This window comes from Phenylobacterium sp., from assembly GCF_004799515.1.
Taxonomy (GTDB): domain Bacteria; phylum Pseudomonadota; class Alphaproteobacteria; order Caulobacterales; family Caulobacteraceae; genus Phenylobacterium.
Genome location: NZ_SSMX01000053.1, coordinates 16,521 through 28,695, shown reverse-complemented (window position 1 = coordinate 28,695; position 12,175 = coordinate 16,521). Strand labels below are relative to the sequence as shown.

12 protein-coding genes are annotated in these 12,175 nt (G+C 66.8%); 8 read left to right on the top strand and 4 right to left on the bottom strand.

The features are described from left to right. Positions 1-17 precede the first annotated feature (17 nt). A complete protein-coding gene (locus E8A49_RS20645; RefSeq protein ID WP_293386052.1) occupies positions 18-887 on the bottom strand; it encodes a MoxR family ATPase in 870 nt (289 codons plus the stop codon). A gap of 178 nt (positions 888-1,065) precedes the next feature. Here E8A49_RS20645 and E8A49_RS20640 point away from each other — a divergent pair, with 178 nt between their 5' ends. Together E8A49_RS20640 and pseH are read left to right on the top strand one after the other, a co-directional pair. Next, entirely contained in the window at positions 1,066-1,764 is a 699-nt protein-coding gene (locus E8A49_RS20640; RefSeq protein ID WP_293386050.1) for a glycosyltransferase family protein, read from the top strand. Beyond that, complete coding sequence (gene pseH / locus E8A49_RS20635) at positions 1,761-2,333, top strand: UDP-4-amino-4,6-dideoxy-N-acetyl-beta-L-altrosamine N-acetyltransferase (protein ID WP_293386048.1); 573 nt, start codon at positions 1,761-1,763, stop codon at positions 2,331-2,333. The genes E8A49_RS20640 and pseH overlap by 4 nt, the downstream gene beginning before the upstream one ends. On the opposite strand, the gene E8A49_RS20630 is transcribed toward pseH, so the two are convergent. After that, positions 2,330-2,821 carry a hypothetical protein gene (locus tag E8A49_RS20630; RefSeq protein ID WP_293386046.1) on the bottom strand — a complete coding sequence of 164 codons (492 nt, stop codon included), beginning with the start codon at positions 2,819-2,821 and terminating at the stop codon, positions 2,330-2,332. The genes pseH and E8A49_RS20630 overlap by 4 nt on opposite strands. A 60-nt stretch (positions 2,822-2,881) precedes the next feature. After that, on the bottom strand, positions 2,882-4,672 hold the full coding sequence (locus E8A49_RS20625) for a tetratricopeptide repeat protein (RefSeq protein WP_293386044.1): 1,791 nt from the start codon (positions 4,670-4,672) through the stop codon (positions 2,882-2,884). A gap of 237 nt (positions 4,673-4,909) precedes the next feature. Between E8A49_RS20625 and flbT the strand changes: the two genes are divergently transcribed. Further along, complete coding sequence (gene flbT / locus E8A49_RS20620; RefSeq protein ID WP_293386042.1) at positions 4,910-5,335, top strand: flagellar biosynthesis repressor FlbT; 426 nt, start codon at positions 4,910-4,912, stop codon at positions 5,333-5,335. Further along, positions 5,295-5,666 (top strand): flagellar biosynthesis regulator FlaF, encoded by a 372-nt coding sequence (gene flaF / locus E8A49_RS20615; RefSeq protein ID WP_293386040.1) that lies wholly within the window; start codon positions 5,295-5,297, stop codon positions 5,664-5,666. The genes flbT and flaF overlap by 41 nt, the downstream gene beginning before the upstream one ends. 39 nt (positions 5,667-5,705) lie before the next feature. On the opposite strand, the gene E8A49_RS20610 is transcribed toward flaF, so the two are convergent. Continuing rightward, positions 5,706-6,428, bottom strand: coding sequence for a DUF4440 domain-containing protein (locus tag E8A49_RS20610; protein ID WP_293386038.1), 723 nt, complete (start codon positions 6,426-6,428; stop codon positions 5,706-5,708). 360 nt (positions 6,429-6,788) lie between these two features. Between E8A49_RS20610 and E8A49_RS20605 the strand changes: the two genes are divergently transcribed. The 4 genes from E8A49_RS20605 (at position 6,789) to E8A49_RS20590 (ending at position 12,132) form a co-directional block, all read left to right on the top strand. Further along, positions 6,789-7,622 (top strand): flagellin, encoded by an 834-nt coding sequence (locus tag E8A49_RS20605; protein WP_293386036.1) that lies wholly within the window; start codon positions 6,789-6,791, stop codon positions 7,620-7,622. Between the two features lie 91 nt (positions 7,623-7,713). Continuing rightward, on the top strand, positions 7,714-8,007 hold the full coding sequence (locus E8A49_RS20600; protein ID WP_293386034.1) for a flagellar protein FlaG: 294 nt from the start codon (positions 7,714-7,716) through the stop codon (positions 8,005-8,007). A gap of 178 nt (positions 8,008-8,185) precedes the next feature. Next, positions 8,186-9,013: a flagellin gene (locus E8A49_RS20595; protein WP_293386300.1), complete on the top strand. Its 828-nt coding sequence runs from the start codon at positions 8,186-8,188 to the stop codon at positions 9,011-9,013. A 194-nt stretch (positions 9,014-9,207) separates the two neighbouring features. Beyond that, on the top strand, positions 9,208-12,132 hold the full coding sequence (locus E8A49_RS20590; protein ID WP_293386032.1) for a hypothetical protein: 2,925 nt from the start codon (positions 9,208-9,210) through the stop codon (positions 12,130-12,132). The last annotated feature ends 43 nt before the right edge of the window (positions 12,133-12,175 follow it).

The window sequence follows — 12,175 nt, the reverse complement described above, 5'->3', positions numbered from 1 at the left end:
CGCCTGTTACGGCCAAGCTATTGCCCGGGCCGTGAGCCCGCGCCCTCGCGCCGCGCCAGGAAGGCCAGGCGCTCGAAGAGATGCACGTCCTGCTCGTTCTTCAGGAGCGCCCCGTGCAGCGGCGGGATCAACTTGGTCGGATCGCGCTCCTTGAGCGCATCGGCGTCGATGTCCTCGACCATCAGCAGCTTCAGCCAGTCGAGCAGCTCGGAGGTCGACGGCTTCTTCTTCAGGCCGGGCACCTTGCGCATGTCGTAGAAGATGCGCAGCGCCTCGGCGACCAGCTTCTGCTTGATGCCCGGATAGTGCACCTCGACGATCTCGTTCATCGTCTCGGCTTCCGGGAAGCGGATGTAGTGGAAGAAGCAGCGGCGCAGGAAGGCGTCGGGCAGTTCCTTCTCGTTGTTCGAGGTGATGATCACGATCGGCCGGACCTTGGCCTTGATCGTCTCGTCGGTCTCGTAGACATAGAACTCCATCCGATCGAGCTCCTGGAGGAGGTCGTTGGGGAATTCGATGTCGGCCTTGTCGATCTCGTCGATCAGCAGCACCGGGCGCGCCTCGGCGGTGAACGCCTCCCAGAGCTTGCCCTTCTTGATGTAGTTGCGGACGTCCTTCACCCGCTCGTCGCCCAGCTGGCTGTCACGCAGGCGGGTGACGGCGTCGTACTCATAGAGGCCCTGCTGGGCCTTGGTGGTCGACTTGATGTGCCAGGTGATCAGGTTGGCGCCCAGCGCATTGGCGATCTCATAGGCCAGCACGGTCTTGCCGGTGCCGGGCTCGCCCTTGATCAGCAGCGGCCGTTCCAGCGCCACGGCGGCGTTCACCGCGACCTTCAGGTCGTCGGTGGCGATGTAGTTCTCGGTGCCTTCGAAACGCTGGCTCATGAGCTCCCCGCGGGCGGGCTTTCTGGGCCCGCATTCGAACAGTTGTTTGTCTGCGTCAGCCTAAAGCCGTGGGCGCGGCTTGCAAGCGGCTTTGGGAACCCGCGCCTGCGACCGAAGCGCTGCGTTGTGGCCGGTAAGGATTCGGCGCTAGGTGAAGGGCAAAGGAGGCGTTCCTGCCTTGAATCTCGCCATCCTCCAGGCCCGCATGAGCTCCTCGCGCCTGCCCGGAAAGGTCATGGCGCCGGTGCTGGGGGAGCCGATGATCGGCCGCCAGGTCGAGCGGCTGCGCCGGTCGAAGCGCATCGACCGGCTTATGGTGGCCACCAGCACCGACCCCAGCGACGACCCGTTGGCGCTCTATTGCGACGGCCTGGGGCTGGACGTCTACCGCGGCTCCCTCACCGACGTATTGGATCGCTATCGGGCGGCGGCGGACCTGTTTCCCCAGGCGGCGGCGTTGGTGCGGCTCACCGCCGACTGCCCGCTGGCGGATCCGGCGCTGATCGACGCCGTGATCGCCCATCATCATGCGACGGACGCCGACTGGACCACCGCGGCGCTCGGGACCCGCACTTTTCCGCACGGCCTGGATGTCGAGGCGATCCGGCCTGCGGCGCTGAGCGAGGCGGCCGAGCGGGCGACCGACGCCTATGAGCGCGAGCACGTGACGCCCTACCTCTACCGGCGGCCGGAGACCTATCGCCTGGAGGGCGTGGCCCGGCCCCAGTCACTGGCCCATCTGCGCTGGACGGTCGATCTGCCCGCGGACCTCGCCTTCGTGCGGGACGTCTACGCCCGGCTCTATCCTGCCGATCCGGCCTTCACCTCGGACGACATCGTGGCTCTCGAGATCAACAGCGCGCCGGTTCCGGCATGAGCGGTGCGCCGCACGTCGTCCTGCGGCCGCTGGAGGCCGCCGACAGCGACCGGCTGCTGGCCTGGCGCAACCAGCCGGAGGTGGCGCGCTGGATGTACAGCGACCACGCCATCTCGCCGGAAGAGCACGCGCGCTGGTTCGCGGGCGCGCTCGCCGACCCGCGCCGCCGCTACTGGGTCATCGAGGCCGACGGCAAGCCGGTGGGCCTGGCCAACCTCTACGATCTGGCGCCGGAGCATGGCCGGACCAGCTGGGCCTACTACCTGGCCGACCCGTCGACCCGCGGGCAGGGGATCGGCGCCTTCGTGGAATATTGGGTGATCGAGCAGGTGTTCGGCGAGCTGGGCTTGGACAAGCTCTGGTGCGAGGTGCTGATCGACAACCAGGCCGTCTGGCAGCTGCATGAGGGCTTCGGCTTCCAACGGGAAGCCCTGTTCCGCGCCCATGTCCGCAAGGACGGCCTACCCGCCGACGTCGTGGGCCTGGGCCTGCTGAAATCCGACTGGGCGAAGCAGCGCGCGGCCAGCCGGGCGCGCCTCACAAGCCGGGGGTTCGAGCTGCCCGCCTAGTCCTTGGCGCGCGTGACGCCGCCGCGGTTTTCCGAATAGCCCATCGCCTGCAGGTCGGCGTCCGACACGTCCGTGGCCTGGAAATCGGTGACGTCATCCTCGCCGCCCTCGGCCGCGTCGGCGTCGGCCACCTGGTCCAGGCCCTCGATGTCGCGGGCCGAGAGGCGGTCCTCGTTGAAGCCGTCCTCCGCGCCCTGGCCGTCGAGGTCGTCCTCGCGCTCTTCGGTGGCGGCGTGGAGGTCGAGCTCGTGGTCTTCCTCAGTGTCGGCGTCGTCGAAGGCGTCTTCGTCGAACTCATCCGAATCCAGCGCCAGAGCCTCGTCGTCGTCGCGGTCGCCGTCCGCCTGGGTCAGGTCCTCAAGGTCGGGCAGCTCCTCGAAGGTGCGCATCTCGCCGCGCTCCTCGTTGGGATCCAGGACATCCTCGTCGAAGGCCTCGGCGCCATCCTGCGAGTCGGCGTCGTCGAAGGCGTTGTTCGGATCGGGCATGGCGGGGCTCCTCGGCCGGCGCGCAAGCGGCGCCGCGTCAGGATCAACCCCGTCGCGGCCTCAGCGTTCCGCGACGAAGGCGCCGAGCGCGCCGGCGACCTCGTCCATCACCGCGCCCCATTGCCCGAGGCCCGGCGGCAGGAAGACCTCCGAGGCCGGATACCAGGGATAGCGCTTCGTCTGGCCCATCCGCGGCCAGGCGCCGGGCGTGGAGATCAGGAAGTTCGGCGTGCCGCAGGCCGCGGCGATGTTCAGGGTGGCGTTGGAGAAGCCGATGACTAGGTCCAGCGCGCTCGACAGGGCCGCGACGTCGTCGAGGTCCAGCTTCAGGTCGATACCCGGCGGCGACCAGATCTCGACGCCGAAGTCGCGCTTGGCCGCCGCCAGCTCCTCGGCGCAGTCGCCGTACTGCAGGTTGACGAAGGTCACGCCCTTCTGCGCCAGGACAGGGGCCCAGTCGGAGAAGGGCGAGAAGAAGCGGTGGCGGGAATCCTTGCTGACCGCGCTCTTCCAGAGGAGGCCGACCTTCACCCCTTCCGGCGCGGCCTGCAGCTGTTCGCGCCAATGGGCCACGCGCGCCGTATCGGCGCTGAGGAAGCTTTTGCGGTCCGGGAAGGCGTCGATCGAGCGACGGAATTCCCGGAGCAGGCTGGCGATCGGCGTCCAAAGTTCGGCGCCTGACGTCTCGAGCGCCGGGGCGACGCGCACGAAGCGCGTTCCGGCGATGTAGGTCGCGTGCGCGCTCACCTCGGCGTCCGGGAGAGACCGCTGGAACAGCGGGACCAGACGCTTCTCGACAGCCAGCACCAGCTTGCCCTCGGGGCCCAGCGCCTCAGTCACGTCCGACAGCAGGTTGCCGAACAGCACCTCATCGCCCAGGCCCTGTTCGCCCATCACCAGGAGGCGCTTGCCGGCCAGAGGTTCGCCCGGGCTCCAGCGCGGCAGGTTGACGGAAAAGGCGACGCGGTCGCTGAACTGCGGGTGCAGCCGCGCCTCGTATTCGTCCCAACCCTCGCCGATCCGGCCGAGGTCGAGGAGTATGGTCGAGTGCGACAGGCGCATCATCTGCCGCTCGTCCTCCGGCAGCACGACGCTCAGGGCGTCCTCGCAATCCACGAGCGCGCCGGCGGTGTCGCCCAGCATCAGCTTGGCGTTGCCGCGGTTGTAGCGGGCCTTGGCGAAAGCCGGGTCGAGACGCACCGCCTCGTCGACGAAGGTCAGCGCGCTGGCGAAATCGCCCTGTTCGGAAACGACGGTGCCCAGGGTGTTCCAGAGCATGGCGAACTCCGGCGACTTGCCGATCGCCGGGCGCAGCACACCGATCGCCTCGGCGTGGCGGCCCTGGTCGCGGATGGCGCAGGCCAGGTTGTTCGCGCCTTCGGGATGGTCGGGATAACGCGCCAGGAACAGGCGGAAGAAGGACTCGGCCTGCGCCGTCATGCCCATGCGGAAAGCCAGGCGGCCGATGTCGTTGGCGACCTCGGCGTGGTCGGGCAGCAGCTTCAGGGCGGATTCGTAGGCGCGGATGGAGTTCGCAAAATCGCCGCAGCGCTCCAGGGCGATGCCCAGCAGGTACCAGCCCAGGCCGCTGCGTTCGTCCTGCTCCAGCGCCTTCAGCGCCCAGTCGCGGCCGCCGATCGCATCGGCGGCGCGGATGCAGTCCAGCGCCCGCTGCAGCATGGGCGCGGACGACATCGCCTTGAGCTCGGCGACGGCGCTGTTCAGCTTGGCGAGCGCGCTGTTGGAGCCGGCCACGCCCAGGGCGTCGGCGACGAACTTGCGCGGCGCGGGCGGCGCGGCGGTCTGCAGCGCATGGGCGGAGGTGGCGCTGGGCGGGGCCTGACGCGGCATGGATTCGAGAGTCTCCGGCGGACCCCAGACTCCTCGTCCAACATGGCTAACGGGAGCTTAAGGCGCCGGCTGAATCCCGAAAGGCGGTCAGCTGCGCCGCGAACTGTCCGGCGAGCAATGTGACGTTAACCCGCCGCCCGCTAACTCTCTTGTGCGCGCGGCCCGTCAGAAGGCGACAATGGGCCCATCGAATCGTAACGTCGGTTCGTTGCGCACCAGGATTTGAGGAGGCGGGCTTTGCCGCTGAAATTGTCGCTGAAGCCCGGAGAGAAGTTCGTTCTCAATGGCGCCGTTGTGCAGAATGGGGATCGCCGTGGCGTCCTTGTCCTGCAAAATAAAGCCTCGGTCCTTCGCGAGAAGGACATCATGCAACAGGAAGACGTGACGACGCCGGCTCGGCGCATCTACTTCCCGGTGATGATGATGTACCTCGATGAGGCTGGAGCGAAAGATTATTACGATGAATTCGTTCGGCGCCTTACCGAATTTATGAATGTGATCAGCAATACCGATATCCTCAGCGAATGCGTTGAGATCTCGAAAAACTGCATGCAGCGGGAATACTACAAGGCTCTGATGCGCTGCCGGAAGTTGATGGAATACGAAGAGGAGAGACTGGGGCATGTCCCTTCAAGCGTACAGACAGGCGGCGGCGAGGGCTGAGAGTCCGCGCGAGGCCGAGTACCGCCTGTTTGCCCAGGTCACCCTGGCGCTGATGGAGGCGGCGAAGGCCGACCCGAAGGACGTGGCGGCCAGGATCGACGCCCTGGACTGGAACCGGCGCGTCTGGGCGGCGCTCAGCGATGACTGCGCCAGCCCCGGCAACGGTCTGCCGAAGCCGTTGCGCGCCTCGATCATCTCGCTCGCCATCTGGGTCGGGCGTCACACCAGCAAGGTGATCCGCCGCCAAGAGCAGATCGAGCCGCTCATCGAGATCAACCGGATGATCATGCAGGGGCTGATGCCGGCGCCTGCGGCCGCCAGCGCGGCCTGACCGGCTCGCTAGTAGAGAGCGGGGCTGTCCGGGCTGATCTCAGACCCGCCGGAAGTGGATGTCGTGCCCTTCCCGCCGCAGATAGAAACCGACCACCTTGCCGACCGTATCCCGCTCGAACACCTTGATGGAGCGCGATCGGCCGGGCGAGAAGAAGACGTCCTTCACCTCGGCCTTCTGAACCGCTGACGGCCCGGCGCCCGTCGACGCGAGCAGATCGGCGCCTTGGCGCGTGAAGGTGAGCTGGACCTCCGGCGCCGCCTGATAGGTCCCGACATATTCATCCAGAATGGCGGCGGGCAGGGTCACCGCAGCGGGATCGTCGAAGAGGGCGATGGTCGAGCTCGCGATCATCCGCCACGCCGCGCCTTCCTTCAGCCAGGTCTCGACGGAGCGGTAACGGGCGTGGAACGGCTGGCCGTGGAAGTCCTGCTGCTGGTCGTCGACGAAGCTCGCGACGGCGACGTTCCCGTGCACTTCGCAATGCCAGTCCGTCACGGTCATCCTGGTGCTGACACCCGTTTCCGGCGGCCCGGGCGTGCTGGAGGCCATGTCGGACTTCGTCGCCCGGTCTCCGCCCTCGTTGAAGAAGACCACCTTGTCGTCGAGCAGGGCGCCCATCTCGGCGCCTTCGCCCTTCTGCCCGGCGTCCGAGAAGGCTTGGGTCTTTTTGAGGAGCAGGGCGGAGACGTCCGTCCGAGCGGCCGATGGGCCAGCCGCGGCGAACAAGGCCGCGGCGAGGGCGATGGGGGCGGTGCGCATCGAGGTTGGGCTCCGGAGGTTCGGTTCGTCCCGCCGAGAGACCCATTTGTCGCCCGGGTTGAACAGCGAAGCTCGACGTAAGGCCGTAAGCGCGCGGCGAGTGGCGGTTTCACCCGGCCTCGCAGTCGGGCTCGGCGGTTTCTGCCGGGCAAGGCCGGCAGGTTTTGCCGGCCGCCGTCAGCGCTCGGCAGAAATTGCCGGGGCGAAACGTGCTTAATGAGCCTATAACGCAATAATTTCAAATTCTTATACGGATCCAAGGCGAGGGCGAAGTGGCCCGATGCTTGCTGCCTTGAGGGCCGAGCAAAATGCTCACGGTTGCCAAAATGGCGGCCGAAGACCTGAGAAAAGGAACTACCGATGACCTTCTCGATCAACACCAACGTGGGCGCGATGGTCGCGCTCCAAAACCTGAGCGACACCTCGGGCCAACTGCAACAGACCCAGAACGAGGTCAGCACCGGCCTGGCGATCTCTTCGGCGTCGGACAACGCGGCGGTCTGGGCTATCGCTCAGAACCAACGCGCCACCTCGTCTTCGCTGAACTCGGTCATCTCTTCGCTGCAACGCGGTCAATCGACCGTCGACGTGGCGCTGTCGGCCGGTACCTCCGTGTCGGACCTGCTCACCCAGATGAAGGCGCTGGCTCTGTCGGCGGCGGACGTCACGCTGGACACCACCAGCCGGTCCGCCCTGAACGACGAATTCGAATCGCTGCGTGACCAGATCACGAAGACGACCTCGAACGCGGTGTTCAACGGGGCCAACCTGCTCGTCTCCGGCGGCGCGCAGATCCAGGCCCTGGCCAACGCGGACGCCAGCTCGGTGATCACGGTCGCGGCTGAAAACCTGTCGCTGGGCGGCTCGATCCTGACGAGCGGTCTGACCGCCACGTCTTCGATCAACACGACCAGCGCGGCCGCCTCGATGATCACGACGCTGAACAGCGCGATCGCGAACGTTTCGAGCGCCCTGGGTAAGCTGGGCACGGGCGATAAGGCTCTCGCGTCCCACCTGACGTTCATCCAGAACCTGCAGAACACTATCGACGCAGGCGTTGGGAACCTGGTGGACGCCGACATGGCGAAGGAAAGCGCGAACCTCCAGGCGCTGCAGACCAAGCAGCAACTGGGCATCCAGGCGCTCTCGATCGCCAACCAGTCGTCTTCGATCCTCCTCGGCCTCTTCAAGTAGGCCGGACGGCGGCGGCGGGAGGTTCATCCTCCCGCCGCCCGCTTTTTTCCTCATTGGAGCGTAGGCGTCCCAAGCGCCTTCGGCAGGAGAGATGGACAGCAAGGTTGCGAACCTCGCAGCCACCCCAGATCCCACCTTCGGTCAAAAGCCCGCCAAATCGCCTCAGCCCGACACCGGGTCCGCGGCGGCCCAGGCGGCTCAGAACCAGGATCCGGTGGATATGCGACTAGTCATAGAAGAGGACAAGGCGACGAACTCCTACGTCTACAAGACGATCAACCGAGTGACCGGCCAGGTCATCCAGCAGCTGCCCAGGGAACAAGTCCTGATGCTGCGAGAACAGCTGGACTACGAAGCCGGCTCGGTGGTTCGCGCCAAAGCCTGACGTTCAGCCCCCGTCTGAAATGGGGCGACAGATCGATCCGCAAGACCGCCTCGGTTAACCGAAGGCGGCAATCGGCGTTCGCGTTAACCATCTGCTCACCACGACTCCATAGCTTTCCTCGTGAAACGGCCCTGCGACTCGCATGAAAGCGGCTCGGACGGCCCCGAGGAGACCGCCGATGGCGTTAAGCGTTAACACCAACGAAGCCGCCCTGATCGCGCTTCAGAACCTGAACAACACGACCACGAACCTGAACGATGTGCAGAACATCATCAGCACGGGTCTGTCGATCAACTCCGCCAAGGACAACGCGGCGGTATGGGCGATCGCTCAGGGGCAGCGAGCAGATATCGGATCCCTGAGCGCGGTGCAGTCGAGCCTGAACCGGGCCACTTCGATCGCCGACGTCGCCCAGACCGCGGGCGAGACGATCTCGGACCTTTTGACGCAGATGAAGGCCAACGTGGTGGCCGCGATGGACCCGTCCATCGACACCGCCTCGCGCACGGCCATCGACTCGGCGTTCAAGGCGCAGCTTCGACAGATCACCGAGACGATCTCGAACGCCAACTTCGATGGCGCGAACATGCTCGATGGCTCGATCCCCCAGATAAAGTTCATCGCCAATGACGACGCCACGGGGTTCATCACCCTTTCCAGCCAGAACCTTTCGCTAGGCGGCGGCATCATCACGGTGCCGTCGACCGCCTCGCTCACCACCGTGACCTTGGCGACGGCGGTGCTGTCGGAGCTGAACTCCTCGATCAGCGGCACCAACGAGGCGCTGGGCAACCTTGGTTCGCAGAGCAAGGAAATCTCCGCCCACAACACCTTCGTGCAGCAGCTGTCCGACCAGCTCACCGCCGGCGTGGGCAACTTGGTGGACGCCGACCTGGCCAAGGAAAGCGCCAAGTTGCAGGCCCTGCAGGTGCAGCAACAGCTCGGCACCCAGGCGCTGTCGATCGCTAACCAGGCGCCGCAGATCATCCTGTCGCTGTTCAAGTAATGCCAAGCCGTTCCGTTGGGGCGTAGTGAGGGTCCGGACGCCGGTCGCGTCCGGGCCTTTGCTGTGCTGCGTCAGCGAATGCGGCGGCAGCGATTTAACGCTTTTTCCGAGACGCGACCGGCCGGTTCTTAACGAACGGGCAGGGGTTGCGGCGGCATGGTGCAGCCGCGGCTCTCACACCGCCAAGGCGTCCCATGGTTTCCTCGGTCAACCAGAGTTACGTGCTCGGCCTGTTCAATACGAACAAGGACAGCAACGGCATTATCAGCATCAACCTGTCGAGCCTGCTGTCCCCCAGCACCTCGGGGTCGACCTCGGATTCGGATTCGACGGTCGCGCCGTCCTTCGTGGCGCCGAACGCGCCGTGGAACACCGGCGAGACGCCAGCCCAGGCCACCTCCAACGTCCAGAACGCGCTCGCCGGCCTTCCCATTATCCCGCAGAGCGGGTCCTCGGTCGAGCCGGGGGAGGGCGTAACTCCTGCGGAATCATCCGACTACAACAATCTCTTCAACCTCTACCAAGGGCTGTCGTCGCTGAGCGACATCGCCACGCAAGCGGCTTCGACCAGCCTGTCGCCGCAGCAGCAGTCTCAGCTCTCGAACGCCTTCGCCAGCGGCCTGTCGCAGGTGTCGAGCTATGTCAGCAGCACCGATTTCAACAACCTGCGCCTGGCTTTCGGCGGCGACACGACGACCGCGACCGCGAAGCTGAAGAGCCCCGGATCGCCGACGACCTACCAGACGGCGCCGCTTGCCACCACGGACACCGGGGACGTGCCGGCGCTGGACGGGGACGTCCAGTTCAACATCGCCGTCACCTTGAACAACAAGACCAAGAACATCCCGATCGATCTGTCGGGCATGGGGTCTCAACCCCGCAGCCTCGCCAATGTGGTCACCTACGTTAATCAGCAGCTGCAGACGGCCGGGGTCCAGACGCGCCTGGCCATCAACCGGATGCCGGGCTCTTCCCAGACCATCACCGTCGGCGGCAGCACCGTGACACTTCCGCCGACGCCGGACGAATTCGGACTGCAGGTGAACGTCGGCACCAGCGAGACGGTGTCCTTCAGCGCGCCGCAGACGGCGGGCGCTGTCTATGTGGGGCAGACGCAGGGCAATCCCGATCCGCCCCCGACCGTCACGCCGAACGGCAGCGGCGGGTTCACGACCACCACCACCCCCGACACCAGCACGCAGCTGCTGAAGTTCCAGACCGACACCACCAACGTTGACGCGCCGCCGGCGGTCTCAGGCCAGGCCAACTACGTCCAGGGCCGCGTCAACGCGGTGAACCTGCCGTCCAGCGTCACCTCCGTGCAGGCCGAGCAGGTCGGGTCCGACGGGTCCGTCTACATGCTGGCGGACGTCAACAACACGGTCGAAGGGCAGTCCATCCAGGGCACGCAGGATGTCGCCCTGATGAAGTACGATTCGGCCGGGAACCTAGTCTACACGCGCACCCTGGGCGCATCCTCCACCGCCACGGGCCTCGGCCTGGCCGTCTCCTCGACGGGGCAGGTCGCGGTCGTCGGGTCGGTCACCGGGGGCCTGACCGGGGCGGTCAACGGGGCGCTGAACTCGGGCTCGACGGGGCCGAACGCCGGCGACACTGACAGCTTCGTGACGCTGTACGATTCGAGCGGCAACGAGGTCTGGACCGAACGCCGCGGCTCCACCGGCAACGACTCCGCAAGCCAGGTGAGCTTCAGCGCCGATGGCAGCACCGTCTATGTGGCCGGCCAGGCCACGGGCGCCATGCCGGGCGGCGGTGCGACGGTCGGCGGCCAGGACGGCTACATCGAGGCCTTCAAGACCTCCGCCACCGGCACGCCATCGGCGACCTTCACCCAGACGTTCGGGACCGCGGGGCAGGACTCCGTCAAGGGCATGGTGGTGTCCGGCAACTCGCTGATCACCGCCAGCGTCGAGAACGGCGACGCGGTCCTGCGCAACTACGACATCTCTTCCGGCAAGCCGGTCTTGACCAACACCCGCGATCTCGGCAGCCTGCAGGGCGGGACGATCTCCGGCCTGGCGCTGAACGGCAGCCAGGTGGTGGTGGCCGGAACGACGACCAACTCGGTGCTGTCCGCCGGCACGGTGACCTCGCCGCCCACCGCGGGGGTCTCCAACGCGTTCGTGGCCCAGGTCTCCGCCAGCCTGACTCCCAGTTCGAGTGACGCGATCGCCTACCTCGGGGACTCCGGGAAGACTACGGCGACGTCGCTGTCGGTCTCCGGCGGCCAGGTGTGGGTCGGCGGCACGACGACGGCGGCGCTGAGCGGCCAGACCATGCAGGGCACGCTCGACGGCTACATCGCCCAGGTGAACGTCTCCACCGGCCAGGTCGTGTCGGCCAACCAGTTCACCGGCGCGGACGGCATGGCCGATCCCACGGTGATCGCCGCGAGTTCGACCGGCGCCAGCGTCCTCGATCGGCTGGGCCTGCCCACGACCACGCTGGGCACGCCCGCGTCCCAGGAGCTGACCTCGATCAGCTCTCTGCGGGCGGGCGACCAGTTCACCGTTGCGGCCGGTTCGGGACCGCCGGTCACGATCACCATCGGCGCCTCCGACACCTTGGCCACGATCGGCCAGGAGATTCAGCGCGCCAGCGGCAACCAGGCCACGGCCACCGTGACCAAGAACGCCTCGGGCCAGCAGACCCTGGTGGTCACGCCGGCCTACACCTCGGCGAGCGTCACCCTGGGCCCGGGGCCGAACGGCGAAAACGCCCTGCCGATGCTCGGCCTGCCTGAGGGCATGTTGAACCAGACCGTCACAAACAATGGCGTGACCATGCCGGCGGACGGCGGCAGCAAGATCTATGGCCTCGGTCTCTCCGGCACGCTCAACCTGAGCAGCGCCTCGCAGATCACCCAGGCTCAGGCGGGGATCGACGCCGCCATGGGCATCGTCCGCGAGGCCTATCAGGACATGGTCACCGCCGAGACGCCCAAAGCGCCAGGCGCGACGACGGCCGCGGCGCAAGCGAACTCCGGTGGGACCGTCCCAGCCTATCTCACCAGCGAGATCGCCAACCTGCAGGCGGGCCTGGCGCGCCTGACCGGCGGCAGCACCTCCACCGGCACGACGCTCAGCACCCTCGCCTGACCAGCCGCCGCCGCCGCGCGCTTGAAACGGCGGACCCCCGGGG

Bases quoted from the DNA above. Each gene is read 5' to 3' on its own strand.
- E8A49_RS20625 (WP_293386044.1), bottom strand. From the start codon at position 4,672: ATGCCGCGTCAGGCCCCGCCCAGCGCCACCTCCGCCCATGCGCTGCAG.
- flaF (WP_293386040.1), top strand. From the start codon at position 5,295: ATGTCCCTTCAAGCGTACAGACAGGCGGCGGCGAGGGCTGAGAGTCCG.
- E8A49_RS20610 (WP_293386038.1), bottom strand. From the start codon at position 6,428: ATGCGCACCGCCCCCATCGCCCTCGCCGCGGCCTTGTTCGCCGCGGCT.
- E8A49_RS20605 (WP_293386036.1), top strand. From the start codon at position 6,789: ATGACCTTCTCGATCAACACCAACGTGGGCGCGATGGTCGCGCTCCAA.
- E8A49_RS20645 (WP_293386052.1), bottom strand. From the start codon at position 887: ATGAGCCAGCGTTTCGAAGGCACCGAGAACTACATCGCCACCGACGAC.
- E8A49_RS20600 (WP_293386034.1), top strand. From the start codon at position 7,714: ATGGACAGCAAGGTTGCGAACCTCGCAGCCACCCCAGATCCCACCTTC.
- pseH (WP_293386048.1), top strand. From the start codon at position 1,761: ATGAGCGGTGCGCCGCACGTCGTCCTGCGGCCGCTGGAGGCCGCCGAC.
- E8A49_RS20595 (WP_293386300.1), top strand. From the start codon at position 8,186: ATGGCGTTAAGCGTTAACACCAACGAAGCCGCCCTGATCGCGCTTCAG.
- E8A49_RS20630 (WP_293386046.1), bottom strand. From the start codon at position 2,821: ATGCCCGATCCGAACAACGCCTTCGACGACGCCGACTCGCAGGATGGC.
- E8A49_RS20590 (WP_293386032.1), top strand. From the start codon at position 9,208: ATGGTTTCCTCGGTCAACCAGAGTTACGTGCTCGGCCTGTTCAATACG.